This is a genomic window from Pseudomonas sp. AC463 (assembly GCF_979253585.1).
This window is the reverse complement of the sequence record NZ_CEEDDZ010000006.1, coordinates 250,734-274,470: the sequence shown is the minus strand read 5'-3', so window position 1 is coordinate 274,470 and position 23,737 is coordinate 250,734. Positions and strand designations below refer to the sequence as shown.

The 23,737-nt window shown below is 62.3% G+C and carries 24 protein-coding genes; 12 read left to right on the top strand and 12 right to left on the bottom strand.

The window, feature by feature from the left end; all coding sequences use genetic code 11:
• Positions 1–142: 142 nt before the first annotated feature.
• From rho to AC0IYH_RS09990, 3 genes are all read right to left on the bottom strand, one after another.
• Complete coding sequence (rho, locus tag AC0IYH_RS10000) at positions 143–1,402, bottom strand: transcription termination factor Rho (RefSeq protein WP_003176825.1); 1,260 nt, start codon at positions 1,400–1,402, stop codon at positions 143–145.
• Positions 1,403–1,637: 235 nt separating this feature from the next.
• Complete coding sequence (gene trxA / locus AC0IYH_RS09995) at positions 1,638–1,967, bottom strand: thioredoxin TrxA (protein WP_116626931.1); 330 nt, start codon at positions 1,965–1,967, stop codon at positions 1,638–1,640.
• Positions 1,968–2,088: 121 nt separating this feature from the next.
• On the bottom strand, positions 2,089–2,784 hold the full coding sequence (locus tag AC0IYH_RS09990; RefSeq protein WP_122774553.1) for an FCD domain-containing protein: 696 nt from the start codon (positions 2,782–2,784) through the stop codon (positions 2,089–2,091).
• A gap of 255 nt (positions 2,785–3,039) precedes the next feature.
• Between AC0IYH_RS09990 and AC0IYH_RS09985 the strand changes: the two genes are divergently transcribed.
• The 5 genes from AC0IYH_RS09985 to ppx all read left to right on the top strand — a co-directional run bounded on the left by AC0IYH_RS09985 (position 3,040) and on the right by ppx (position 7,503).
• Positions 3,040–3,825: a transporter substrate-binding domain-containing protein gene (locus AC0IYH_RS09985; RefSeq protein WP_017530859.1), complete on the top strand. Its 786-nt coding sequence runs from the start codon at positions 3,040–3,042 to the stop codon at positions 3,823–3,825.
• A gap of 14 nt (positions 3,826–3,839) precedes the next feature.
• Positions 3,840–4,508: an amino acid ABC transporter permease gene (locus AC0IYH_RS09980; RefSeq protein ID WP_017736949.1), complete on the top strand. Its 669-nt coding sequence runs from the start codon at positions 3,840–3,842 to the stop codon at positions 4,506–4,508.
• Positions 4,505–5,155, top strand: a complete 651-nt coding sequence (locus AC0IYH_RS09975) for an amino acid ABC transporter permease (RefSeq protein ID WP_116626933.1) — start codon at positions 4,505–4,507, stop codon at positions 5,153–5,155. The genes AC0IYH_RS09980 and AC0IYH_RS09975 overlap by 4 nt, the downstream gene beginning before the upstream one ends.
• Positions 5,142–5,879 (top strand): amino acid ABC transporter ATP-binding protein, encoded by a 738-nt coding sequence (locus AC0IYH_RS09970; protein WP_116626934.1) that lies wholly within the window; start codon positions 5,142–5,144, stop codon positions 5,877–5,879. The genes AC0IYH_RS09975 and AC0IYH_RS09970 overlap by 14 nt, the downstream gene beginning before the upstream one ends.
• A 121-nt stretch (positions 5,880–6,000) precedes the next feature.
• Positions 6,001–7,503 (top strand): exopolyphosphatase, encoded by a 1,503-nt coding sequence (gene ppx, locus AC0IYH_RS09965; protein ID WP_116626935.1) that lies wholly within the window; start codon positions 6,001–6,003, stop codon positions 7,501–7,503.
• A gap of 157 nt (positions 7,504–7,660) precedes the next feature.
• On the opposite strand, the gene ppk1 is transcribed toward ppx, so the two are convergent.
• The gene (gene ppk1 / locus AC0IYH_RS09960; protein ID WP_116626936.1) at positions 7,661–9,883 is read right to left on the bottom strand and encodes a polyphosphate kinase 1; all 2,223 of its coding nucleotides are present in this window, start codon (positions 9,881–9,883) and stop codon (positions 7,661–7,663) included.
• A gap of 18 nt (positions 9,884–9,901) precedes the next feature.
• Complete coding sequence (gene hemB, locus AC0IYH_RS09955) at positions 9,902–10,915, bottom strand: porphobilinogen synthase (RefSeq protein ID WP_471834091.1); 1,014 nt, start codon at positions 10,913–10,915, stop codon at positions 9,902–9,904.
• 207 nt (positions 10,916–11,122) lie between these two features.
• Here hemB and AC0IYH_RS09950 point away from each other — a divergent pair, with 207 nt between their 5' ends.
• Positions 11,123–11,758 (top strand): DedA family protein, encoded by a 636-nt coding sequence (locus AC0IYH_RS09950; RefSeq protein ID WP_116626938.1) that lies wholly within the window; start codon positions 11,123–11,125, stop codon positions 11,756–11,758.
• Here AC0IYH_RS09950 and AC0IYH_RS09945 read toward each other — a convergent pair.
• On the bottom strand, positions 11,739–12,974 hold the full coding sequence (locus AC0IYH_RS09945; protein WP_471834089.1) for a sterol desaturase family protein: 1,236 nt from the start codon (positions 12,972–12,974) through the stop codon (positions 11,739–11,741). The two genes, AC0IYH_RS09950 and AC0IYH_RS09945, sit on opposite strands and share 20 nt — an antisense overlap.
• Before the next feature lie 116 nt (positions 12,975–13,090).
• On the opposite strand from AC0IYH_RS09945, the gene elbB reads away from it, so the two are divergent.
• The gene (elbB, locus tag AC0IYH_RS09940; protein ID WP_471834087.1) at positions 13,091–13,756 is read left to right on the top strand and encodes an isoprenoid biosynthesis glyoxalase ElbB; all 666 of its coding nucleotides are present in this window, start codon (positions 13,091–13,093) and stop codon (positions 13,754–13,756) included.
• Here elbB and AC0IYH_RS09935 read toward each other — a convergent pair.
• Both AC0IYH_RS09935 and AC0IYH_RS09930 read right to left on the bottom strand, forming a co-directional pair.
• Positions 13,753–14,208 carry a YaiI/YqxD family protein gene (locus tag AC0IYH_RS09935; protein ID WP_116626941.1) on the bottom strand — a complete coding sequence of 152 codons (456 nt, stop codon included), beginning with the start codon at positions 14,206–14,208 and terminating at the stop codon, positions 13,753–13,755. The two genes, elbB and AC0IYH_RS09935, sit on opposite strands and share 4 nt — an antisense overlap.
• A 71-nt stretch (positions 14,209–14,279) precedes the next feature.
• Complete coding sequence (locus AC0IYH_RS09930) at positions 14,280–16,169, bottom strand: FTR1 family protein (protein WP_471834085.1); 1,890 nt, start codon at positions 16,167–16,169, stop codon at positions 14,280–14,282.
• Positions 16,170–16,428: 259 nt separating this feature from the next.
• Here AC0IYH_RS09930 and AC0IYH_RS09925 point away from each other — a divergent pair, with 259 nt between their 5' ends.
• Genes AC0IYH_RS09925 through AC0IYH_RS09910 form a run of 4 tightly spaced genes read left to right on the top strand, consistent with a single transcriptional unit; the run spans position 16,429 to position 19,569 of the window.
• Positions 16,429–17,826 (top strand): COG3014 family protein, encoded by a 1,398-nt coding sequence (locus AC0IYH_RS09925; protein WP_116626943.1) that lies wholly within the window; start codon positions 16,429–16,431, stop codon positions 17,824–17,826.
• A gap of 10 nt (positions 17,827–17,836) precedes the next feature.
• Positions 17,837–18,208, top strand: a complete 372-nt coding sequence (locus AC0IYH_RS09920) for a YcfL family putative periplasmic lipoprotein (protein WP_116626944.1) — start codon at positions 17,837–17,839, stop codon at positions 18,206–18,208.
• A gap of 29 nt (positions 18,209–18,237) precedes the next feature.
• Positions 18,238–18,825: a penicillin-binding protein activator LpoB gene (gene lpoB, locus AC0IYH_RS09915; RefSeq protein ID WP_116626945.1), complete on the top strand. Its 588-nt coding sequence runs from the start codon at positions 18,238–18,240 to the stop codon at positions 18,823–18,825.
• A 3-nt stretch (positions 18,826–18,828) separates the two neighbouring features.
• Complete coding sequence (locus AC0IYH_RS09910; protein WP_122774546.1) at positions 18,829–19,569, top strand: penicillin-binding protein activator LpoB; 741 nt, start codon at positions 18,829–18,831, stop codon at positions 19,567–19,569.
• Positions 19,570–19,708: 139 nt separating this feature from the next.
• Here the strand turns inward: AC0IYH_RS09910 and AC0IYH_RS09905 are convergent, their stop codons facing one another.
• The 3 genes from AC0IYH_RS09905 to AC0IYH_RS09895 form a co-directional block, all read right to left on the bottom strand.
• Positions 19,709–20,341, bottom strand: a complete 633-nt coding sequence (locus AC0IYH_RS09905; protein ID WP_116626947.1) for a LysE family transporter — start codon at positions 20,339–20,341, stop codon at positions 19,709–19,711.
• 77 nt (positions 20,342–20,418) lie between these two features.
• Entirely contained in the window at positions 20,419–20,991 is a 573-nt protein-coding gene (locus AC0IYH_RS09900) for a mechanosensitive ion channel family protein (RefSeq protein ID WP_101273541.1), read from the bottom strand.
• Positions 20,991–22,901 (bottom strand): ATP-binding cassette domain-containing protein, encoded by a 1,911-nt coding sequence (locus AC0IYH_RS09895; protein ID WP_116626948.1) that lies wholly within the window; start codon positions 22,899–22,901, stop codon positions 20,991–20,993. The genes AC0IYH_RS09900 and AC0IYH_RS09895 overlap by 1 nt, the downstream gene beginning before the upstream one ends.
• Before the next feature lie 50 nt (positions 22,902–22,951).
• On the opposite strand from AC0IYH_RS09895, the gene AC0IYH_RS09890 reads away from it, so the two are divergent.
• Positions 22,952–23,416 carry a TIGR02444 family protein gene (locus tag AC0IYH_RS09890; protein WP_116626949.1) on the top strand — a complete coding sequence of 155 codons (465 nt, stop codon included), beginning with the start codon at positions 22,952–22,954 and terminating at the stop codon, positions 23,414–23,416.
• Here the strand turns inward: AC0IYH_RS09890 and AC0IYH_RS09885 are convergent.
• A partial coding sequence (locus AC0IYH_RS09885; protein WP_471834081.1) for a hypothetical protein occupies positions 23,413–23,737 on the bottom strand: 325 nt, incomplete at its 5' end. The genes AC0IYH_RS09890 and AC0IYH_RS09885 overlap by 4 nt on opposite strands.

The following is a 23,737-nucleotide window of genomic DNA, read 5'->3' as shown; positions in this document are numbered from 1 at the left end:
GTAAAATAGGCGTACATCCTACCTGCTCTGGCGCTGGCTGGCAGCTTATCGCGGTGCATTTGGCTGCCATTGGCACTTAAAAAGCAGGCGAAAAAAAATGGCGCCCGTGAGGGCGCCATTTTTTCGGACCTGAAGCGGCGTGTTACTTGCGCTTCATCGACAGGAAGAACTCGTCGTTGGTCTTGGTGGTTTTCAGCTTGTCGATCAGGAACTCGATGGCGGCTACTTCGTCCATCGGGTGCAGCAGCTTGCGCAGGATCCACATGCGCTGCAGCTCGTCGTCGGCAGTCAGCAACTCTTCGCGGCGGGTGCCGGAGCGGTTGATGTTGATGGCCGGGAACACACGCTTTTCAGCGATACGACGGTCCAAAGGCAGTTCCATGTTGCCGGTACCCTTGAACTCTTCGTAGATCACTTCGTCCATCTTCGAGCCGGTTTCAACCAGCGCGGTGGCGATAATGGTCAGCGAGCCGCCTTCTTCGATGTTCCGCGCGGCGCCGAAGAAACGCTTTGGTTTCTCCAGGGCGTGGGCATCGACACCACCGGTGAGTACCTTGCCGGAGCTCGGGATCACGGTGTTGTAGGCACGGGCCAGACGGGTGATGGAGTCGAGCAGGATCACCACGTCTTTCTTGTGTTCGACCAGGCGCTTGGCCTTCTCGATCACCATTTCGGCAACCTGCACGTGGCGGGTCGGCGGCTCATCGAACGTGGAGGCAACCACTTCGCCGCGCACGGTGCGCTGCATTTCGGTTACTTCTTCCGGACGCTCATCGATCAGCAATACGATCAGGTGAACTTCAGGATTGTTACGCGCGATGTTGGCTGCGATGTTCTGCAGCATGATGGTCTTACCGGCTTTCGGCGGTGCGACGATCAGGCCACGCTGGCCCTTGCCGATCGGGGCGCACAGGTCGATGACACGACCGGTCAAGTCTTCGGTGGAACCGTTGCCGGCTTCCATCTTCATGCGCACGGTCGGGAACAGCGGGGTCAGGTTCTCGAAGAGAATCTTGTTTTTCGCGTTCTCGGGACGATCGAAGTTGATCGTGTCGACCTTGAGCAGGGCGAAATAACGCTCGCCTTCCTTCGGAGGGCGGATCTTGCCAACGATGGTGTCACCGGTGCGCAAGTTGAAGCGACGGATCTGGCTCGGCGAGACGTAGATATCGTCTGGGCCGGCGAGATAGGAGGCGTCTGCGGAGCGGAGGAAGCCGAAGCCGTCCTGGAGAATCTCCAGCACGCCATCACCGGAGATTTCCTCGCCGCTTTTCGCGTGCTTTTTGAGCAGGGAGAAAATCACGTCCTGCTTGCGCGAACGGGCCATATTTTCTATGCCCATTTCTTCGGCCAGTTGGAGCAGGTCGGTAATCGGCTTTTGCTTGAGTTCAGTCAGATTCATATAGGAATGACGTAATCATTTATGGAGGGGGGAAATTAAGCTTTTGGCTTAATGAGGCCGCGCCGCAGAGAAGGCGACAGGATCGCGTACTAATCGAAAAGGAATGCGTCGGCGACGGCTTGCAGGGGGCAGTGGAGAAACCAGTGCGGGGCCGAATGTACCACCTGAGTTTCGGAGCGTCTAGCCCTGTTTCACGAAAAAGCCCCGCTATTTGCGGGGCTTTTTTTGACGACGCTTAGATGTTCGCGTCGAGGAAAGCTTGCAGCTGGGACTTCGACAGCGCGCCAACCTTGGTGGCCTCGACGTTGCCGTTCTTGAACAGCATCAGCGTCGGGATACCGCGCACGCCGTGCTTGGCCGGGGTTTCCTGATTTTCGTCGATGTTCAGCTTGGCAATGGTCAGCTTGCCGTCGTAAGTGGTTGCAATGTCGTCCAGAACAGGCGCGATCATTTTGCAAGGGCCACACCATTCAGCCCAGTAGTCAACCAGCACCGGGCCTTGAGCCTTGAGTACTTCGGCCTCAAAGGTCGCGTCGGTGACGTGCTTGATAAGATCGTTGCTCATGGATGTCTCCGGATTGTAAGCAAAAAAAACGTGGCCCATCATAGCCGCCCTTCCCCCGTTCAGGAAGCCGCCTCTGATTGAGTCTTGCTATGGTGGTGCATGAGTTTGGGTATAGCTCAACTCACGGCGCCACGGGAGTCACGAAGGCAATGCCCGTGCGCAGCGCCGCATTGCGTACGTGTTCCTGCATGGTTTTCTGCGCCGCCGCGCTGGCCCGCCGGGCCAGGGCGCGGAGGATCTTGCGGTGTTCCTGCCAGGTTTCCATGGCCCGTTCCGGCCGGATGAACGGTAGTTTCTGGCTCTCCAGGAATACCTCGGCGCTGGCACTCAGGATGCTCACCATCGCCTGGTTACCGCTGGCCAGCAGGATGCGCTGGTGGAATTCGAAGTCCAGCCGCGCGGCGGCCTCGAAGTCACCGGCCTTGAGCACCTTGCGCATCGCCTCGACATTGTCTTCCAGATGGTCCAGCTCATCGATGCTCAACGTCACCGCCGCCAACCCCGCCGCAAACCCTTCGAGGGCGTAGCGCAGTTGGAAGATATCCAGCGGCGTGGCCTGCGCGGCAAACGGCCAGGCAAATCCCGGCGCTTCCTCTGCCGCTTGCACGAACACGCCCTTGCCCGGCTGCACGCTGACCACACCCAAGGCACTGAGGGACGATAACGCCTCGCGCAGCGACGCCCGGCTCACGCCCAACTGCACCGCCAGGTCGCGCTGGGACGGCAGCGCATCGCCCGGCCCGAAGCCTTGCTCCTTGATCAGTTTGCGGATGGCCTGCAGGGCCGCTTCCGGTACGGCTTGGGCGATGGAATTCATAAATAACTCAAGGTTCCAGACAACTGAGCGGCTAGTTGTAAAGCTATTCACGGCCGGCGGCAAGCCACGCCCCAAAGGGGCTCGCGCGCTTTTAACGACGCTCGAAAAGGGTGCGAAAACCCTCGGCACTGTTCAGACCAGTAAGACCACTTCAACTCAACAAACACCTAGGCTCCAGGCCATTCGTGCAGGGATGGCATGGGCTGTGCACTGAGCAAAGTCAGAAAATTCCTTCGCCCTTCTCGGAGAGTTGCCATGACCAAGCGCTACAGCGCCCTGCTTACTGCCCTGTTTGCCAGCCTGATGCTGAGCCAGGCACCCGCCCAGGCCAACGGTCTGGACGACATCGTCGCCCGTGGCACCCTCAAGGTCGCCGTGCCCCAGGACTTCCCGCCGTTCGGCTCGGTCGGCCCCGACATGAAGCCACGCGGCCTCGACATCGACACCGCCAAGCTGCTGGCCGACCAGCTCAAGGTCAAACTGGAGCTTACCCCGGTCAACAGCACCAACCGTATCCCGTTCCTCACCACCGGCAAGGTCGACCTGGTGATTTCCAGCCTGGGCAAGAACCCGGAGCGTGAAAAAGTCATCGACTTCTCCAAGGCCTACGCGCCCTTTTACCTCGCCGTGTTCGGCCCTCCTGACGCCGCCATCAGCAGCACCGACGACCTCAAGGGCAAGACCATCAGCGTGACTCGTGGCGCCATCGAAGACATCGAGCTGACCGCCGTGGCGCCCAAAGAGGCCACCATCAAACGCTTCGAAGACAACAACTCGACCATCGCCGCCTACCTGGCCGGCCAGGTCGACCTGATCGCCAGCGGCAACGTGGTAATGGTCGCGATCAGCGAGCGCAACCCGAAACGCGTGCCGGCACTGAAAGTGAAGCTCAAGGATTCGCCGGTGTACGTGGGCGTTAACAAGAACGAGCCGGCGTTGCTGGAGAAGGTCAACCAGATCCTGGTCGCTGCCAAGGCTGACGGCAGCCTGGAAAAGAACGCCATGCAATGGCTGAAAGAACCTTTGCCTGCTGACCTGTAACACGGAGCTGACTGATGGCCTATCAATTCGACTTTGTGCCGGTGCTGGCCAATACCGACTTGCTGTTGCGCGGCGCGCTGTTCACCCTTGAGCTGACGGCCATCGGCGCGATCCTCGGCGTGGCCTTGGGCACCGTCGGCGCCGTGGTGCGAGCGTGGAAGATCCAGCCGTTCGCCTGGTTTTTCGGGGTGTATGTCGAGTTGATCCGCAATACGCCGTTCCTGGTGCAGTTGTTCTTTATATTCTTCGGCCTGCCTTCCCTGGGGCTGAAGATCACCGAGTGGCAAGCCGCCGTGCTGGCGATGGTGATCAACCTGGGGGCCTACTCCACCGAAATCATCCGCGCCGGCATCCAGGCCATCCCGCGCGGGCAACTGGAAGCAGCCGCCGCGCTGGCAATGACGCGCTTCGAGGCGTTCCGCCATGTGGTGCTGCTGCCGGCGCTGGGCAAGGTGTGGCCGGCCCTGAGCAGCCAGATCATCATCGTGATGCTCGGCTCGGCGGTGTGCTCGCAGATCGCCACTGAAGAGCTGAGCTTTGCCGCCAACTTTATCCAGTCGCGCAACTTCCGCGCGTTTGAAACCTATGCCCTGACCACCCTGGTGTACCTGTGCATGGCGTTGATGATTCGCCAGTTGCTCAACTGGATCGGCCGCCGGTTTGTGATGAGGAACAGCCGATGAGTGATTTTTCGTTCTGGGACATCGTGCGCAACCTGCTCACGGGTCTGCAATGGACCCTGCTGCTGTCGCTGGTGGCGTTTATCGGCGGCGGCGTGATCGGCTTACTGGTGATGACGATGCGCATCAGCAGCAAAGCCTTCCCGCGCAATGTCGCGCGCACTTATATCGAACTGTTCCAGGGCACGCCGCTGCTGATGCAGCTGTTCCTGGTGTTTTTCGGCGTCGCCCTGCTGGGGGTGGATATCTCGCCCTGGCTGGCGGCAGCGATTGCCTTGACCCTGTTTACCAGCGCCTACCTCGCCGAAATCTGGCGCGGTTGCGTCGACTCCATCGCCCACGGGCAATGGGAAGCCTCGGCCAGCCTGGCGTTGAACCCGCTTGAACAACTGCGCTACGTGATCCTGCCCCAGGCGCTGCGGATTGCCGTGGCGCCCACCGTGGGGTTCTCGGTGCAGGTGGTCAAAGGCACCGCCGTGACCTCGATCATCGGCTTCACCGAACTGACCAAGACCGGCGGCATGCTCGCCAACGCCACCTTCGAGCCCTTCATGGTCTACGGCCTGGTGGCCCTCGGTTACTTCCTGCTCTGCTACCCCTTGTCCCTCAGTGCGCGCTACCTGGAAAGGAGACTGCATGCCTCTGCTTAGAATTTCCGCCCTGCATAAGTATTACGGCGATCACCACGTACTCAAAGGCATCGACCTCAGCGTCGAAGAAGGCCAGGTGGTGGCGATTGTCGGCCGCAGCGGCTCCGGCAAGTCCACCTTGCTGCGTACCCTCAATGGCCTGGAATCCATCAACGACGGCGTGATCGAAGTCGATGGTGAATACCTCGACGCCGCCCGCGCCGACCTGCGCAGCCTGCGGCAGAAAGTCGGCATGGTGTTCCAGCAGTTCAACCTGTTCCCGCACCTGACGGTGGGCGAAAACGTGATGCTCGCACCGCAAGTGGTGCAGAAAGTGCCCAAGGCAAAAGCGGCCCAACTGGCCAGGCAGATGCTGGAGCGTGTCGGGCTGGGCGAGAAATTCGATGCGTTCCCCGATCGCCTGTCCGGCGGCCAGCAGCAACGCGTCGCCATCGCCCGCGCCCTGGCCATGTCGCCCAAGGTGCTGCTGTGCGATGAAATCACCTCGGCCCTCGACCCGGAACTGGTCAACGAAGTGCTCAGCGTGGTGCGCCAGCTGGCCAAGGACGGCATGACCCTGATCATGGTGACCCACGAAATGCGCTTCGCCCGGGAAGTCGGCGACAAGCTGGTGTTCATGCACCAGGGCAAGGTGCATGAAGTCGGCGACCCCAAGGAGCTGTTCGCCAACCCCAGGACGCCTGAATTCGCCAACTTCATTGGCTCGGTGGAACAGCCGGGCTGACCGGCGGCGTGCGCACACACTGCCGCGCGAGCCAGGTGCGGCATTTACTCAAGCACAACGCGTTGGCGTCAGCGGTCGATCGTGGCACGATGACAAGGTTATCGACCGAGACCCCCAAACCATGCCGCAATCCCAAGCCAAGAATCTGTCCCTGATCGCCGCCATCGACCTGGGCTCCAACAGCTTTCACATGGTCGTGGCCAAGGCCCAGAACGGCGAAATCCGCATCCTCGAGCGGCTCGGCGAAAAAGTGCAACTGGCTGCCGGGATCAACGACGAGCGCCAGCTCAATGAAGAATCCATGCAACGAGGGCTCGATTGCCTCAAGCGTTTTGCCCAACTGATCAACGGCATGCCCCTGGGCGCGGTGCGCATCGTCGGCACCAACGCCCTGCGTGAAGCACGCAACCGTGGCGAATTCATCCGCCGCGCCGAGGAGATCCTCGGGCACCCGGTAGAAGTCATCTCCGGCCGTGAAGAAGCGCGCCTGATCTACCTGGGCGTATCCCACACCCTCGCCGACACCCCCGGCAAACGCCTGGTGGCGGACATCGGCGGCGGCAGTACCGAGTTCATCATCGGGCAACGCTTCGAGCCACTGTTGCGCGAAAGCCTGCAGATGGGCTGCGTCAGCTTTACCCAACGCTATTTCAAGGACGGCAAGATCACCCCGGCGCGCTATGCCCAGGCCTACACGGCGGCGCGGCTGGAAATCATGAGCATCGAACACGCCCTGCACCGCCTCACCTGGGATGAAGCCATCGGCTCCTCGGGCACCATCCGCGCCATCGGCCTGGCCCTCAAGGCCGGCGGCCATGGCACCGGCGAGGTCAACGCCGAAGGCCTGGCTTGGCTCAAGCGCAAGCTGTTCAAGCTGGGCGATGCAGAAAAAATCGACTTCGACGGCATCAAGCCCGACCGCCGCGCCATCTTCCCGGCCGGCCTGGCAATCCTGGAGGCGATCTTCGACGCCCTCGAATTGCAACGCATGGACCACTGTGACGGCGCCCTGCGCGAAGGCGTGCTCTACGACCTGCTGGGCCGCCATCACCACGAAGACGTGCGTGAGCGCACCCTCACCTCGCTGATGGAGCGCTATCACGTCGACCTGGAACAGGCGGCACGGGTGGAACGCAAGGCCCTGCACGCCTTCGACCAAGTGGCCGAAGACTGGGACCTGGAAGACGGCGTCTGGCGCGAACTGCTCGGCTGGGCCGCCAAGGTGCATGAAGTGGGCCTGGATATCGCCCACTACCATTACCACAAGCACGGTGCCTACCTGATCGAGCACTCGGACCTCGCCGGTTTCTCCCGCGAAGACCAACAGATGCTCGCCCTGCTGGTGCGCGGCCATCGCCGCAACATCCCCAAGGACAAGTTCGCCGAGTTCGGTGACGAAGGCATCAAGCTGATTCGCCTGTGCGCGCTGCTGCGCTTTGCGATCCTGTTCCACCACATCCGTGGCACCCAGGAAATGCCCCAGGTGACCCTGCGCGCCAATGGCGACAGCCTGGATGTGGTGTTCCCCAAAGGCTGGCTGGATGAGAACCAACTGACCCAGGCGGACTTCGCCCAGGAAGCCGAATGGCTGACACGGGTAGGCTTCAGCCTGAACCTGCGCTAAAGAACACCACAAAATAAATGTGGGAGGGGCGGTGCGACGATTCGACTTGCCCCCGATGGCAGTGTGTCAGCCAATGAATCTGGTACTGACACTCCGCTATCGGGGGCAAGTCGAATCGTCGCACCGCCCCTCCCACATTTTCAGACCTTATTGCCTGTTAGTTCACCGTCAAAATCGGGCTACCCAGCTTCTCCAACAACGTCGCCTGCGCGCTGCGCGGGTTCTGGTTGCCGGTTGGCGTGTTGCGCACGTAGCGGCCGTCCGATTGCAAGCTCCAGCTGTGGGTGTTGTCGGTGAGGTAGCTTTCCAGCTCCTTCTTGACCCGCATGATCAGCTTCTTGCCTTCCACCGGGAAGCAGGTCTCCACGCGCTTGTCGAGGTTGCGCTCCATCCAGTCGGCACTGGAGAGGAACATCTGCTCCTCGCCGCCGTTGAGGAAGTAGAACACCCGCGTGTGCTCCAGGAAGCGGCCGATGATCGAGCGTACGTGGATGTTATGCGACACGCCGACAATGCCCGGACGCAGGCAGCACATGCCGCGCACCACCAGGTCGATACGCACGCCGGACTGGCTGGCCTTGTACAGCGCGCGGATGATCTTCGGATCGGTCAGCGAGTTGAACTTGGCAATGATGTGCGCCGGCTTGCCGTCGAGGGCGAACTGGGTTTCGCGGGCAATCATGTCGAGCATGCCCTTCTTGAGCGTGAACGGCGCGTGCAGCAGCTTCTTCATGCGCAGGGTCTTGCCCATGCCGATCAACTGACTGAACAGCTTGCCGACGTCTTCACACAAGGCGTCGTCGGAGGTCAGCAGGCTGTAGTCGGTGTAGAGCTTGGCGTTGCCAGCGTGGTAGTTGCCGGTGCCCAAGTGGGCGTAGCGCACGATCTCACCGGCTTCGCGACGCAGGATCAGCATCATCTTGGCGTGGGTCTTGAATCCCACCACGCCGTAGATCACCACCGCACCCGCAGCCTGCAGACGGCTGGCCAGTTGCAGGTTGGACTCTTCGTCAAAGCGCGCACGCAGCTCGATCACCGCGGTGACTTCCTTGCCGTTACGCGCGGCGTCGACCAGCGCGTCGACAATCTCGGAGTTGGCGCCGGAACGGTACAGGGTCTGGCGCACGGCCAGTACATGCGGGTCCTTGGCGGCCTGGCGCAGCAGATCGACCACCGGGGTGAAGGACTCGAACGGATGCAGCAACAGGATGTCCTGCTTGCTCACCACGCTGAAAATGTTTTCGCTGTTTTGCAGCAGTTTCGGGATCTGCGGCGTGAACGGCGTGTATTGCAGCTCCGGATGACTGTCCAGGCCGGTGATGCTGAACAGGCGCGTCAGGTTCACCGGGCCGTTGACCTGATACAGCTCGGTCTCGCCCAGGTTGAACTGCTTGAGCAGGTAGTCCGACAGGTGTTTGGGGCAGGTGTCGGCGACTTCCAGGCGCACCGCATCGCCGTAGCGCCGCGAGAACAGCTCGCCGCGCAGGGCACGGGCCAAGTCTTCGACGTCTTCGGAGTCCAGCGCCAGGTCGGCGTTACGGGTCAGGCGGAACTGGTAGCAGCCCTTGACCTTCATGCCCTGGAACAGGTCATCGGCGTGGGCGTGGATCATCGACGAAAGGAATACATAGTTGTCGCCAGCGCCCCCCACCTCCTCCGGTACCTTGATGATCCGTGGCAACAAGCGCGGCGCGGGGATGATCGCCAGGCCGGAATCGCGGCCAAAGGCGTCGATACCCTCCAGCTCGACGATAAAGTTGAGGCTCTTGTTCACCAGCAACGGGAACGGGTGCGTTGGGTCGAGGCCGATCGGGGTGATGATCGGCGCGATCTCGTCACGGAAGTAACGGCGCACCCAGGTCTTGATCTTGGTGGTCCAGTGACGGCGACGGATAAAGCGGACCTGATGTTTTTCCAGCTCCGGCAGCAGAATGTCGTTGAGGATCGCGTACTGGCGATCCACATGGCCGTGCACCAGCTCGCTGATGCGCGCCAGCGCCTGGTGCGGCTGCAGGCCGTCGGCGCCGGCTTGTTCACGGGCGAAGGTGATCTGCTTCTTGAGGCCCGCCACGCGGATTTCGAAGAACTCGTCCAGGTTGCTGGAGAAGATCAGCAGGAATTTCAGCCGCTCCAGCAGCGGGTAGGACTCATCCAGCGCCTGTTCCAGCACGCGGATGTTGAATTGCAGTTGTGACAGCTCGCGGTGGATGTACAGGCTGCTGTCATCCAGGTTGGTCACCATGACCACCGGCGCCGGCACGGGCGGCTCGGCCACCACGACAGGTGCGGCGGGCTCGTGCTCCGGCGGGGTTTCGGTGACTTGTTCAACCACCGCGTGAGCGTCTTTCACGGCAACTTCTGAGAGTCCTTCGGTATTCATCGACTGTTCCTGTGAGGGCTATTGTTGCTCTCTAAGCAATTGGGCGGCGCGGACGGCGAAATAGGTCAGGATGCCATCAGCCCCAGCGCGTTTAAAGGCTGTGAGGGATTCCAGGATCACCCCTTCACTCAACCAGCCATTCTGTATTGCAGCCATGTGCATGGCGTATTCGCCACTGACCTGATAGACAAAGGTCGGCACCTTGAATTCTTCTTTGACCCGATAAAGGATGTCGAGGTACGGCATCCCCGGCTTGACCATCACCATATCGGCGCCTTCGGCCAGGTCAGCCGCCACTTCGTGCAGGGCTTCGTGGCTGTTGGCCGGGTCCATCTGGTAGGAGGCCTTGTTGGCCTTGCCCAGGTTAAGCGCCGAGCCCACCGCATCGCGGAACGGGCCGTAGTAGGCGCTGGCGTACTTGGCCGAATAGGCCATGATCCGCACGTTGACGTGGCCTGCCAGTTCCAGGGCTTCGCGAATCGCCTGGATGCGTCCGTCCATCATGTCCGACGGTGCAACCACCTGGGCACCCGCCGCCGCGTGGGACAAGGCCTGCTTGACCAGCGCGTCGACGGTAATGTCGTTCTGAACATAGCCGTGTTCGTCGAGAATGCCATCCTGGCCGTGGGTGGTGAACGGGTCCAACGCCACGTCGGTGATCACCCCCAGCTCCGGGAAACGCTCGCGCAGGGCGCGGGTGGCGCGCTGGGCAATCCCGTCCGGGTTCCAGGCTTGCGCGGCATCCAGGGACTTGAGTTCAGACGGCGTGACGGGGAACAACGCCAGCGCCGGAATCCCCAGCTCAACCCAGTTCGCCGCCTCTTCAAGCAGCAAATCGATGGTCAAGCGCTCCACACCCGGCATCGACGCCACCGCTTCCCGGCGATTTTCACCGTGCAGCACAAACACCGGCAGGATCAGATCATTCGTCGTCAGCACGTTTTCACGCACCAGGCGGCGAGAAAAATCATCACGACGATTGCGACGCAAACGGGTGGCTGGGAACAGGCGATTGGCGGGGGTAAAGCTCACGACAGACTCCAGAGCCCGCGTTTACGGGCGAGCGTTGCAGTTATAAGCGGCCATTATGACGAATGAATGACAGTTGTGCTTATCGACGCGACCTGTAGTCACATTCGCCATTTACGTAGGAATTGTTCACTTCGTGACACATCTCGATACTTTCATGAATCTTCGTGAAGGCGTAGGCTGCGCGTTCATTTCGCCAGCACCCAGACCATGCTTCAACAATTTCTGCATGACTTCGGCTACTTTGCCCTCTTCCTAGGCACCTTCTTCGAAGGCGAAACCATTCTGGTTCTCGCAGGCTTCCTGGCGTTCCGTGGATACATGGATATCAACCTGGTGGTGGTCGTTGCCTTTTTTGGCAGCTACGCCGGCGACCAGCTTTGGTATTACATGGGGCGCAAGCACGGCCGCAAATTGTTGGCGCGCAAGCCGCGTTGGCAATTGATGGGGGACAAAGCCCTGGAGCATATCCGCAAGCATCCGGATATCTGGGTGCTGAGCTTCCGCTTCGTCTACGGATTGCGCACGGTGATGCCCGTGGCGATTGGCCTGTCCGGCTACCCGCCGCTGCGCTACCTGATCCTCAACGGGATCGGCGCCGCGATTTGGGCCGCCGCCCTGGGCGCTGCGGCTTACCACTTCGGCGCAGTGCTGGAAGGCATGCTGGGCAGCGTCAAGAAGTATGAGCTGTGGGTGCTGGGCGCCTTGCTGCTGCTGGGCTTTGGCCTGTGGCTGCGCCGCCGCTTCAAGAACGCGCGCATCGCCCGTCAGGCCTGCGCCGACGCCAAGGCCCGGCTCGCCGCCGAGCCGGCGCCGGTCGAACCGCCTAAGACGCCAGTCGAGTAAGCCGGCTTCTACAGCAGTAGAGGCCGATCAGGCTGAGCAGGCTGTAACTCGCCAGGCCCAGCCAGCCGAGGTGGCTGGCCGGCCATAGCCCGACCAGCGGCGCCAGCCACACCAACGGCACATTCAGCGCCAGGCGCAGCAGCTCGGCCTTGAACGCCCACGGGCGATTTTCCAGGGCCACGCCCAACGTAAACAAGCCCAGCGCCATCGTGCTCCAGCCCAGGACCAGAGCCTGGGTGGGCAAGCCCTCACCGAAATTCATCAGATAACTGCCAAAACCCACATACGCCGCAAATTGCAGGGCGATGTAGATTTGCTGGCGCACGTCCAGCGGCACCTCGAATTTGCGGAACTGGCTCAGGTCGGGCTTGGCCTGCGGGTATTTGGCCGCCACGTCCGCCGGGCGCCAGCCGGTGCGCATGAACCAGATGCGCAGCTTGTCCCACCAGCGCTCGGTGCGCCGCGCATCACTCCACAGCTGCGCATAAAACTGCAGGTTGGCCCACAGCGGATTCCAGCTGGCCAGGGGTGTGGTCACGCCAAAGATCACCGGTTCGTTGTCGTCTTCTTCCTGAAAGCTGCCGAACAGCCGGTCCCAAATAATGAACACCCCGCCGTAGTTGCGATCCATGTAGAGAGCGTTCTGTGCATGGTGGGCCCGATGATTGGATGGCGTGACGAAGAACCACTCGAACCAGCCGAGCTTGGGCACGTGGCGCGTGTGCACCCAGAACTGGTACAGCAGGTTGAGCGAGGCCACGCTGATAAACACCACCAGCGGCACACCGAGCACGGCCAGCGGCAGGTAGAAGATCCAGCTCAGCAGAAAGCCCGTGCTGGTCTGGCGCAGGGCGGTGCTGAGGTTGTAGTCCTCGCTCTGGTGATGCACCGAGTGTGCGGCCCAGAGGATATTGCGCTCATGCCCCATGCGGTGCAGCCAGTAGTAGCAGAAGTCGTAGAAGACAAAGGCGAAGACCCAGGTCCAGACGCTCTCAGACGGCAGGTCGACAACGGCCAGGTGCTTGAGCGCGAACGCGTAGGTCAGCAGCCCCACGCCCTTGGTCAGCAGGCCCGTGGTGGTGGACAGCACGCCGGTGCTGAGGCTGTTGATGGCATCTGCCACTCGGTAGTTGCGCTGCCCACGCCAGCGGTCGGCAAGCAGTTCCGCCACGATCAAGGCGATGAAAAACGGTACCGCGTAAGGCACGAAGTCCATGGGCTAGTCCGGTCTATTTTTGTTACATCTAGATTAGGTGTAGCGGCGCCCGACCCCATTGGCAACAGGTGACAAATTAGTAGACATTTAACGCCAAGACCCCAGGAGAAATGCCCATGAGCAAAAAGATTGCAGTGATCCTTTCCGGCTGCGGCGTGTACGACGGCGCAGAAATCCACGAAAGCGTGATCACCCTGCTGCGCCTGGACCAGCGCGGCGCTCAGGTCCAGTGTTTTGCCCCCAATGTTGCGCAATTGCATGTGATCAACCACCTCACCGGCGAAGAGATGCCGGAGTCGCGCAACGTGCTGGTGGAATCGGCGCGCATTGCCCGGGGCGAGGTGAAGGATATTCGCGAGGCCAACGCCGAGGACTTCGACGCGCTGATCGTGCCCGGCGGGTTTGGCGCGGCGAAGAACCTCTCGAACTTTGCCGTCGAGGGCGCGGGGTGCAGCGTCAACCCACAGGTGCTGGAGCTGGCCGAAGCCTTTGCCGAAGCGGGCAAGCCGGTGGGGCTGATCTGCATTTCGCCGGCCCTGGCCGCAAAAATCTACGGCCCGGGGGTGACCTGCACCATCGGTAACTGTCCCGACACTGCCGCCGCGCTGGACAAGATGGGCGCCGACCACCAGGAGTGTGCGGTGGAAGACATTGTCGAGGACAAGGCCCGCAAGCTGGTGAGTACACCGGCCTACATGCTGGGCAAGAACATCAGCGAGGTTGCGTCAGGCATCAACAAGCTGGTGGACCGGGTGTTGGAGCTGACCCACGAGAACGATTAAGCCGAGCGCATCAGTTTGGTCAGGATGCGGTCCAGCGCATTGGCAAACGCCTGCTTGTCCTTCTCGCTATGAGGCGGTGGGCCGCCGCCCATCTGGCCTTGCTCGCGCAGGTCGGTGAACAGGTTGCGCACCGCCAGCCGCTCGCTCATGTTGGCCGGGCTGAACTCCTTGCCGCGCGGGTCGAGGGCCGTGACGCCCTTCTTCACCAACCGGTCGGCCAGGGGCACATCGCTGCAAATCACCAGTTCGCCGGGAACCGCGTGTTCCACCAGGTAATCATCCGCCGCATCCGGGCCGCTGGGTACCACGATCAGCTTCACACAGGCGAAGCTCGGCTTGATCTGGCTCTGCCCGGCCACCAGCACCACTTCGAACTGGCGCTTGAGGGCGAACTTGACCACCTGGTCCTTGGCCGCCCGCGGGCAGGCGTCGGCATCGATCCACACGCGCATCGGAATTCCTCATACATCAATGACACAACAGGGTAACCAATGTGGGAGGGGGCAAGCCCACTCCCACATGTTCAAGCCCGGCGTTTCTCAGCCAAGCGGCTGCGACCATACAGCACCACAATCGCCAGGATCGCCAAGGCCTGCGCGCTCAACGAGTACGCATCGGCGTGAATGCCCAGCCAGTCGAAGTCAAAGAACGCCACCGGCCGGGTGCCGAAGATGCCGGCTTCCTGCAACGCCTTGACCCCGTGCCCGGCAAACACCACCGACAACGCGCACAGCAGCGCCGCGTTGATGCCGAAGAACAGCGCCAGCGGCAACTTCGCCGAGCCGCGCAGGATCACCCAGGCCAGGCCCACCAGCAGCACCAGCGCCGTGGCGCCACCGGCCAGCACGGCGTTGTGCCCGGCCGGGCCGGCTTGCAGCCACAGGGTTTCGTAGAACAGGATCACTTCGAACAGCTCGCGGTACACCGAGAAGAACGCCAGCATCGCAAAACCAAACCGCCCGCCGCCGCCCACCAGGCTGCTCTTGATGTAGTCCTGCCACGCCGCCGCGTGGCGCCGGTCGTGCATCCACACGCCGAGCCACAACACCATCACACTGGCGAACAGCGCCGTGCAGCCTTCGAGCAACTCACGCTGGGCGCCGCTCACGTCAATCACATACGCCGCCAACGCCCAGGTGGCCAGGCCTGCCAGCAACGCCAGGCCCCAGCCCACGTTGACGCTGCGCACCGCCGACTGCTGGCCGGTATTGCGCAGGAACGCGAGGATCGCCGCCAGCACCAGAATCGCTTCCAGGCCTTCACGCAGCAAAATCAGCAGGCCGGAGATGTAGCTCAACGACCAGCTCAGGCCATCGCTGCCCAGCAGGCCGGCGGATTCGGTGAGCTTGCCCTTGGCCACGTCGAGGCGCTGCTGCACCTGGTCCACCGGCAAGCCGTCCTGCAATGATTGCCGATAAGCCATCAGGGCCTTCTCGGTGTCCTTGCGCACGTTGGCGTCGACGTTGTCCAGCGAGCTTTCCACCAGCTCGAAGCCTTCCAGGTACGCGGCCACCGACAGGTCGTAGGCCTGTTCGTGGTCACCGTTGCGGAACGCCGCGAGGCTCTTGTCCAGGGTCGATGAGGTGTAATCAAGCAACTGCGCCGGGCCACGCTTGACCTGCGGCGGCTGCGCCCGCTGGGCACGGAAGGTGGCAGCCGCCGCCGGGCCGTTGGCAGCCAGCACTTCATTGGGGGTCTGGCGGGCCAGGTCGGCGAGGTTGAAAGGCTGCTCGCTCTTGGCCGCAGCCGGGTCAGCGGTGAAACCGGCGATGTAGGTGGCCAGGTCCCAGCGCTGGCGGTCGTCCAGCTGGTCGGCGAAGGACGGCATGTCAGTGCCTTCGACGCCCAGTCCCAGGGTGTTGTAGATCGCGTAGAGGCTCAGGCGATCCAGGCGCGCGGCGTCCTGCAGGTTGGCCGGCGGCGGCGTCATGCCCACGCTGGCCGGGCCATCACCGGCGCCGGACGTGCCGTGGCACACCGAGCAGTGCTGGGCATACAGCGGCGCGCCGCGCGTGGGGTCAGGGGTAATCGCCGGGGCCTGGCTGACTTCATACGCCACGGCCAGTTGGGCACCCAATTGGCGGGCCTGGCGGGCAACTGTAGCGCCGTCCTGGTGGGCGGTTACTGCCGCCAGCAGTTCGTCAACGCCCTTGACCAGCGCCGCGCGTTCCGGCCTTTCGGGCAAATCCGCCACCAAGCCTTGCAACACCCCGAGAAACTCCACTTGCTCGCGGTATTCCGAATCATCCACCACCTTGCCCGCCTCCACCGTCGGTGGGTAGTCAGCGCCAATGTAGTCCAGCAGATGCAGGGCTTGGGGGGCGCCCTCTGCGGTTGCGGCCAACAGGTTGACGCTGCACGACATCAACGCCGGCAGCAGCAGCCAGGCGAGAAAACGGAAGGGGGCAGTCATGAATGAATCTCGAATGGAAATACGAAGTAACACATTGTTAAGGGTTAAGGGGTTTGACTCAAGGCGTAAGTGATTTGGCGTTTTGAAGGGCGAGGCATTTTTGCGTCACGTGATGGCATAAATGTCGATCACATCCCAGCAAAAAGCCATTGTTTAGCCAGCAGTCGCGCTTATAATGCCGCGCCCTGTTAGTGCGAAAGGGAATTTCATTCCTCGTTTTTATGAGGAATCACCACAATACTTTCAGGGAAGAAGTTACATGGCATTTCGCGCCTTGACTCCGTTCGCGCTCGCGGCGGTCACCTTGCTCTCCGGCTGTTCGATGTTCCGCAGCTACGACACCGAGCTGCAAGCCACCAACCAGCAACTGGCCACCGGCAATGTCGACGGCGCCCTGACCCTGCTGGAAAAGAACAACACCGGCGACGACAAAGACCTGCTCTATTTCTTCGAAAAGGGTGAGTTGCTGCGCGCCAAGGGCGACCTCACCGGCAGCCAGACCGCCTGGCGCAGCGCCGACCTGCAAGTCTACAAGTGGGAAGAGTCGGTCAAGTTCGACAGCGAAAAGTACCTGTCCCAGTTCGGCAGCTTCCTGGTCAACGACAAGGTGCGGCGCTACGAAGGCTATGACTACGAGAAAGTCATGCTGACCACGCAGATGGCCCTGAACCTGCTGGCCCTGAACGACTTCGACGGCGCCCGCACCGAAATCAAGAAGACCCACGAACGCGAAGCCGTGATCGCCGACCTGCGCGACAAGGAATACCTCAAGCGCGAAGACGACGCCGAGCGCCAGGGCATCACCACCCAGATGAAAGACCTGCGCGGCTACCCGGTGGAAGCCCTCGACGCGCCGGAAGTGGTCGGCCTGAAAAACAGCTACCAGAGTGCGTTCAGCCATTACCTGGCCGGCTTCGTCTACGAAGCCCTGGGCGAGAAGGACCTGGCCGCACCGGGTTACCGCAAGGCCGCCGAGTTGCGCCCCAACACTCCGCTGCTGGACCAGGCCCTGCTGAACCTGGACAAAGCCAAGGTCGGCGCCGACGAGACCGACGTGCTGATCGTGGTGCAGAGCGGCCTGGCGCCGGCCCGCGACTCGATCCGCCTGCCGCTGCCGATCCCGATCAACGGCAACCTGGTGATCACCCCGTTGTCGTTCCCGGTGATCAAGGCCGACACCTCCACCGCCACCTTCGCCCAGATCGGCGTGGACGGCCAGCAACAGAACCTCACCGCCCTCAACAGCACCACGGCCATGTCGCGCCGCGCCCTGCGAGATGACATGCCGGGCATCATCCTGCGCACCACCGTGCGTGCGGTCAGCCGTGGCGTGACGCAAAACAACCTGAACAAGACCAACCCGATGGCGGGCCTGGTACTGGGGATCGCCTCGGCCGTGGTCGAAGGCGCCGACACCCGCACCTGGCGCACCCTGCCGGACATGACCCAAGTGACACGCCTGCGCCTCAAGCACGGCGAGCACCAGGTCAGCCTGCCCAACGCCCTGGGCGGCACGCTGGTAACGGTCAAGGCCGACCAGCGCTACCAGGTGATCACCTTGCGTGTGGTCGGCAACCAGGTGTTCGCCGGCGGCCTCGCGGCCCATGTGGTACCGAGCACGCCGCCCCAGGCCATCGCCACTCTCAAACAACCTTAAGGAGCACGCTATGCGTCATTTCATCCTCGGCGCCCTGGCGCTGGTATTGCTCGCCGGCTGCGCCACCCCGCCGCCACCGGAGCCGGGCAGCGCCGCCAGCAAGATCGTGGTGATGGGCAAGTTCAAGGGCATCGCCGTCGGCGCCATCCGCGTTGCACGCGAGAACGGCTTCCTCACCGCCAAGGTGCAGTTGAGCAACATCACCAGCAGCAACCAGGTGATGTATTACCGCTTCGCCTGGCTGGGTGCCGACGGCTTCCCGGTGGGCGATGAAGACACCTGGAAAGTGCTGAACCTGTACGCCAACCAGGCGACCTTCCTGCCGGCCATCGCCAACCTGCCTCAGGCAGCGGACTTCCGCCTTGAAGTCAAAACCCCTTGAGCCGTACACCCTTTTTGAGAGATTTCCCCATGTTTGCACGCTTTTCGATTCTCGCCGTGGTCGCCGTCCTGGCCAGCGGTTGCGCCAACACCTCGCCGGTACTGGGCAGCAAGAACATCAACTACGGTGACACCAAGGCCGTGGAAACCGTGACCAACGAGTTCGGCTCCACCGACCTGCAGATGATCGCCGAAAGCATGACCCGCTCCCTGGCCCAGTCCGGCATCCTGCAAGGCCGCCCGGTGGTGCAGGTGTACGACGTGAAGAACAAGACCAGCGAGTACATCGACACCCGCGAGATCACCACGTCGATCAAGACCCAGCTGATGAAGACCGGAACCGCGCGCTTCGCCAGCGACAACACCGACATGCAGAGCCAGGTCGACCAGCTGAAATTGCAGAACCAGAGCGGCCTGTACAAGAAGTCCACGGTGAGCAAGACCGGCAACATGGTCGCCGCCAAGTACCGCCTGGAAGGCTCCATCAGCTCCATCGTCAAGCGCAGCGCGGACTACAAAGACGTGTTCTACAAGTTCAGCCTGCAGCTGATCGACGTCGAGAGCGGCCTGGCCGAATGGATGGACGAAAAAGAAATCCGCAAGACCACGGAGCGCTAAACGATGCGTGCATGGATTGGTTTGATCGGCCTGCTGTGCGCCTTTGGCGCCTCGGCCGCACCGAAGATCGCGGTGACCGACCTGGCCTACGAGGCGCGGGTCGAGGAATACATCCACCAGGTCTCGGCCAGCAACAACTTCCAGGCCAGCGCCTACCACGCCAGCGGCGCCTCGAACTACAGCGAGTACGAAAGCCGTACCAGCTATATCGAGCAGACCGAGCTGCGTAAATTCAGCGGCGATATCAAGGGCGAGATCCTCAAGTCGCGCCAGTTCCAGCTGGTGCAGGGCACGCCCTACACCGCCGATGCCAAGGGTGACGTGTACGACGTTATCAAGCGCATCAAGGCCGGCAACTTCAAGGGTGCGGACTACGTGCTGTTCGGCACGCTGTCCGACATCGACTTCACCCAGGACATCAATGCGCTGGACCACACCAACAGCTACTCGGCGGTGCTGGGCCTGACGCTGGTGGCGGATTTCAGCCTGATCAACACGCGAACTTACGAGATCACCTCGGCGTTTACCGCCATGGGTGAAGGCCAGGACACCAAACTGGTGAACAGCCGCGACATCCGCGTGAGCCTGAATAGGCCGCGGGTGGTGAAGGAAGTGTCGAAAGCGCTGGGTGAAGATGTGGCCAGGCAGCTGGCGGAGCAGTTGGGTGGCGGCTACCAAGAGCCGGGCCAGCCCCCGCTGCGCAACAACCTGCCACGGGATGAAGCGCCAAAAATCCTGCGCTGATACTCGCCAGATCAACCAACACAAACCAATGTGGGAGGGGGCTTGCTCCCGATGGCAGTGTGTCAGTCAGCATATGTGCAGCTGATACACCGCAATCGGGGGCAAGCCCCCTCCCACATTTTTGATCCAGTTTCGCCCGTTACGCCGTGGCGCGATGCAGGCTGGCGAGGAAGCCCGCAGCCCCCACAAACAACCCCGCAAACGTACGGTTCATGCGTTTCTGCTGCTTCGGCGTGCGCAGCAGGCGCAGCACCTTCGACGCCAGCCCGGTATACCCCGCCATCACGATCATATCCACGCTGATCATGGTCGCGCCGAGGATCAGGTACTGGATCAGCAGCGGCGCCTGCGGGTTCACGAACTGCGGCAGCACCGCGAGCATGAACACCAGGGCCTTGGGGTTGCTGGCATTCACCAGGAAGCCACGGAACATCATCGCCATCGGCTTGCCGATCGGGCGCACGGCCGCGTCATCGCTCATATCCATGGGCAACGCGCGCCATTGTTTGATGGCCAGATACACCAGGTACGCCACGCCAAACCATTTGATCGCATAAAACGCCGTAGAAGACGTCGCCAGAATGGCACCCAGGCCGCCCGCCACCACGGCAATCTGCATCGCCAGGCCCAGTTGCAGGCCAATGGCGTTCCAGTAACCGCGCAGGAAACCGTATTGCAGGCCGCTGGACATCGACGCGATAGCGCCGGCGCCGGGGGAAAGGGAGATGATCCAACTGGCCACGAAAAAGGCCAGCCACGTATCCAGTGCCATTGCACACCTCAAGGGGGAGTTTGCCGTTGTGCCCTTAAGCTAACTCCGCCGAGCAAAGGCTGGCTATCGATTTTTTCCTAGCGATCGCCCGGGAACACATGTGTACCCGGCCAACGCCGCACCGAACGCTGGAAGAACAGGCTGTTGGGCACCTGCACGATGGCGCTGTCGGTACCGGCGGCTTCCACTTCGATCAGCGTGGTGTACAGCAGGTTGATCGCCACGACCCGGCCTTTTACCCCCGGTTTGTCGACGGTATCCACCAGCTCCACGATGTCCCCAAGACGAAACGGCCCGACGGTAAAGATCAGAATCGCGCACAGCAGGTTGGACAGTACCGACCACATGGCGAAGAACGCCACCGCCGCCACCGCCACAAACCCCGACAGCGCGGTCCACAGTACCGTGGCGGACACGCCCAGGCGGCCCAGCACGAAGATCAGCGCACTGCCCATGATCAGCCAGCGCAAGCCGCCGCGCAGGGGCATCAGCAGTTGTGGCGGGAACGGGTAACGCTCGCCCAGGCGGGTCAGGCCTTTGGCCACGAAGCGCTGGGCGAGGTAACCGCCCAGCAGGATCAGCAGGATCTGCACGCCGATCCACACGGGCTCGACCCATTGCGTAGGGATCGGCAGTTGCAACGCTTCCATCAGGACAGCGCCTCCAGCTCCGCTTGCAGGCTTTCGAGCAATTCGAGGGCTTCCATCCAGGTTTCCTCCAATTGCCCTTCGCGCACCTTGAGCTTGGCCTGTTCGGCCAGCAGGTCGCGCAGCTCGTCCTTGCGTGCGGCTTCGTACACGGCGCTGTCGCCCAGGCTGGCTTCGATCTTGGCCAGGCGCTCATGCACCTTGCCCAGTTCGGCTTCGAGCTTGTCGGCTTCACGCTTGTGCGGCGCCAACTGCTGGCGCAGCGCGGCGGCGGCCTGGCGCTGGGCCTTCTTGTCGGTTTTGTCCGGGTTGACCGGGGTGTTGCTGGCCGGCGCGTTGCGCAAGCGGTAATCGGTCAGCCAGCGGGCGTAGTCGTCCAGGTCGCCGTCGAACTCTTCGACTTTGCCGTCGGCTACCAGCAGGAAGTTATCCGTGGTGCTCTTGAGCAGGTGGCGATCGTGAGACACCACCAGTACCGCACCGCTGAACTCTTGCAGGGCCATGGTCAGCGCCAGGCGCATTTCCAGGTCCAGGTGGTTGGTCGGTTCGTCGAGCAGCAACAGGTTCGGGCGGTCCCAGGCGATCAGGGCCAGGGCCAGGCGGGCTTTTTCGCCGCCGGAGAAATTCAGCACCGGCTCATCGATGCGCGCGCCACGGAAGTCGAAACCACCGAGGAAGTCGCGCAGGGTCTGTTCGCGCTCGGTCGGCGCCAGGCGTTGCAGGTGCAACAGCGGGCTGGCCTTGGAGTCGAGGGAGTCCAACTGGTGCTGGGCGAAGTAGCCCACCACGGTGTTCTCGCCACGGGTCAGGCGGCCGGACAGCGGCTCAAGTTCACCGGAGAGGTTCTTGATCAGCGTCGATTTACCCGCACCGTTAGGGCCGAGCAAACCGATGCGCGCGCCCGGCGTGAGCTGCAGCTTGACCTTCTCCAGGATGGTCTTGTCGCCATAACCCAGGCGGGCGTCGGACAGATCCAGCAATGGGCTGGAGATTTTCACCGACTCACGGAACACAAAGTCGAACGGCGAATCGACATGCGCCGCCGACAGCTCTTCCATGCGCTCCAGCGCCTTGATCCGGCTCTGGGCCTGACGGGCCTTGGTGGCCTGGGCCTTGAACCGGGCGATGTAGCTTTCCATGTGCGCACGCTGCGCCTGCTGCTTCTCGAAGGCCTGTTGCTGCTGGGCCAGGCGCTCGGCACGGGCGCGTTCGAACGCGGTGTAGCCGCCACGGTAGAGGGTGATTTTCTTCTGTTCGACGTGGGCGATGTTGTCGACCACGGCGTCGAGGAAATCCCGGTCGTGGGAAATCAGCAGCAAGGTGCCCTGGTAGCTTTTGAGGAAATCTTCCAGCCACAGGATCGCATCGAGGTCCAAGTGGTTGGTCGGTTCATCGAGCAGCAACAGGTCCGACGGGCACATCAGCGCCTGGGCCAGGTTGAGGCGCATGCGCCAGCCACCGGAGAAGTCGGCGACCGGGCGGTCCATCTGCTCGTTGGTAAACCCAAGGCCGGCGAGCATCTTGCGCGCGCGGGCGTCGGCGGTGTAGCCGTCGGCGCTGTCGAGTTCTGCGTGCAGGCGGGCCTGGGCGGCGCCGTCCTGGGCTTTCTCGGCCTCGGCCAGGTCGTGTTGCACCTGGCGCAGGCGCAGGTCGCCATCGAGCACGTAGTCGATCGCGATGCGGTCCAGGGTGTCGATCTCCTGGCGCATATGGGCGATGCGCCAGTCGGCCGGCAGCAAGCAGTCCCCGGAATCCGGGGTCAGCTCACCCAGCAACAGGGCGAACAACGTGGATTTGCCGGCGCCGTTGGCACCGATCAGGCCGGCTTTGTGACCGGCGTGCAGGGTCAGCTCGGCGTCTTCAAGAAGACGTTGCGGGCCACGCTGTAATGTTAGGCTTTGAAGTCGGATCATAATGGCGGCGGAGTCTACCAGCTTCGTTGGCCGCTGGCTTGGGTGTGAATATGAACGCTGACCTGTGGAGCTTTGCCCTCTCGACTTACGCCCGTCCAGGGTGCGAAGTCGCTTGCCTGCGTTTGCAGGAACACGGCGCAGATGTGTGCCTGTTGCTCTGCGGCGCATGGCTGGAGCAGCGCGGTGTGGCGCCGACAGCGGAACGCATGCAGGCACTGGCGCAGATCGCCGGGCCCTGGCAGGCGCAGGTGGTCGAACCGTTACGGCAGGTACGCAGGCAATGGCGCGCCATGGCGCAGCAGGATGAGGTGTTGGCGGGGTTGCGCGAGCGGGTCAAAGCCCTGGAGCTGGACGCCGAACGAACGTTGCTGGCACGTCTGGAAGCCGTGGCGCAGGCATGGCCGAAAGAAGAAGGCGTGGTTCAGCAGAAATGGCTGGAAGGCCTGGCGACCGAAGCCGCCAACCTTGACCACGACGCGCTGCAGCAGCTGCGCGTCGCGGCCACCGGCGCTTAGGAAGCGCTGGTTGGGGTGGTGCTTGGCGCTACCGGTGCAGACGTGCTGCTGGCCGGTGCGGTTGGAGCGGTGGCGGCTGCTGGAGCTGCTGGCTTGGCCGGTGCTGGTTTTGCGGCAGCAGGCTTGGCGACAGCCGGCTTAGCCGCTGGCTTGGCAGCGGCAGGTTTTGCAGCAGCAGGTTTAGCGGCTGGCTTGGCGGCTGGTTTGGCAGCAGTAGTTTTGGCAGCTGGTTTGGCGGCTGGTTTGGCAGCAGCGGTTTTAGCCGCTGGCTTGGCGGCCGGTTTTGCAGCAGCGGTTTTAGCAACTGGCTTGGCGGCTGGT

What these genes read in the sequence shown, in the direction of transcription:
- rho (WP_003176825.1), bottom strand. Translation starts at nt 1,402, where the DNA reads ATGAATCTGACTGAACTCAAGCAAAAGCCGATTACCGACCTGCTCCAA.
- trxA (WP_116626931.1), bottom strand. Translation starts at nt 1,967, where the DNA reads ATGAGCAACGATCTTATCAAGCACGTCACCGACGCGACCTTTGAGGCC.
- AC0IYH_RS09990 (WP_122774553.1), bottom strand. Translation starts at nt 2,784, where the DNA reads ATGAATTCCATCGCCCAAGCCGTACCGGAAGCGGCCCTGCAGGCCATC.
- AC0IYH_RS09985 (WP_017530859.1), top strand. Translation starts at nt 3,040, where the DNA reads ATGACCAAGCGCTACAGCGCCCTGCTTACTGCCCTGTTTGCCAGCCTG.
- AC0IYH_RS09980 (WP_017736949.1), top strand. Translation starts at nt 3,840, where the DNA reads ATGGCCTATCAATTCGACTTTGTGCCGGTGCTGGCCAATACCGACTTG.
- AC0IYH_RS09975 (WP_116626933.1), top strand. Translation starts at nt 4,505, where the DNA reads ATGAGTGATTTTTCGTTCTGGGACATCGTGCGCAACCTGCTCACGGGT.
- AC0IYH_RS09970 (WP_116626934.1), top strand. Translation starts at nt 5,142, where the DNA reads ATGCCTCTGCTTAGAATTTCCGCCCTGCATAAGTATTACGGCGATCAC.
- ppx (WP_116626935.1), top strand. Translation starts at nt 6,001, where the DNA reads ATGCCGCAATCCCAAGCCAAGAATCTGTCCCTGATCGCCGCCATCGAC.
- ppk1 (WP_116626936.1), bottom strand. Translation starts at nt 9,883, where the DNA reads ATGAATACCGAAGGACTCTCAGAAGTTGCCGTGAAAGACGCTCACGCG.
- AC0IYH_RS09950 (WP_116626938.1), top strand. Translation starts at nt 11,123, where the DNA reads ATGCTTCAACAATTTCTGCATGACTTCGGCTACTTTGCCCTCTTCCTA.
- AC0IYH_RS09945 (WP_471834089.1), bottom strand. Translation starts at nt 12,974, where the DNA reads ATGGACTTCGTGCCTTACGCGGTACCGTTTTTCATCGCCTTGATCGTG.
- elbB (WP_471834087.1), top strand. Translation starts at nt 13,091, where the DNA reads ATGAGCAAAAAGATTGCAGTGATCCTTTCCGGCTGCGGCGTGTACGAC.
- AC0IYH_RS09935 (WP_116626941.1), bottom strand. Translation starts at nt 14,208, where the DNA reads ATGCGCGTGTGGATCGATGCCGACGCCTGCCCGCGGGCGGCCAAGGAC.
- AC0IYH_RS09930 (WP_471834085.1), bottom strand. Translation starts at nt 16,169, where the DNA reads ATGACTGCCCCCTTCCGTTTTCTCGCCTGGCTGCTGCTGCCGGCGTTG.
- AC0IYH_RS09925 (WP_116626943.1), top strand. Translation starts at nt 16,429, where the DNA reads ATGGCATTTCGCGCCTTGACTCCGTTCGCGCTCGCGGCGGTCACCTTG.
- AC0IYH_RS09920 (WP_116626944.1), top strand. Translation starts at nt 17,837, where the DNA reads ATGCGTCATTTCATCCTCGGCGCCCTGGCGCTGGTATTGCTCGCCGGC.
- lpoB (WP_116626945.1), top strand. Translation starts at nt 18,238, where the DNA reads ATGTTTGCACGCTTTTCGATTCTCGCCGTGGTCGCCGTCCTGGCCAGC.
- AC0IYH_RS09910 (WP_122774546.1), top strand. Translation starts at nt 18,829, where the DNA reads ATGCGTGCATGGATTGGTTTGATCGGCCTGCTGTGCGCCTTTGGCGCC.
- AC0IYH_RS09905 (WP_116626947.1), bottom strand. Translation starts at nt 20,341, where the DNA reads ATGGCACTGGATACGTGGCTGGCCTTTTTCGTGGCCAGTTGGATCATC.
- AC0IYH_RS09900 (WP_101273541.1), bottom strand. Translation starts at nt 20,991, where the DNA reads ATGGAAGCGTTGCAACTGCCGATCCCTACGCAATGGGTCGAGCCCGTG.
- AC0IYH_RS09895 (WP_116626948.1), bottom strand. Translation starts at nt 22,901, where the DNA reads ATGATCCGACTTCAAAGCCTAACATTACAGCGTGGCCCGCAACGTCTT.
- AC0IYH_RS09890 (WP_116626949.1), top strand. Translation starts at nt 22,952, where the DNA reads ATGAACGCTGACCTGTGGAGCTTTGCCCTCTCGACTTACGCCCGTCCA.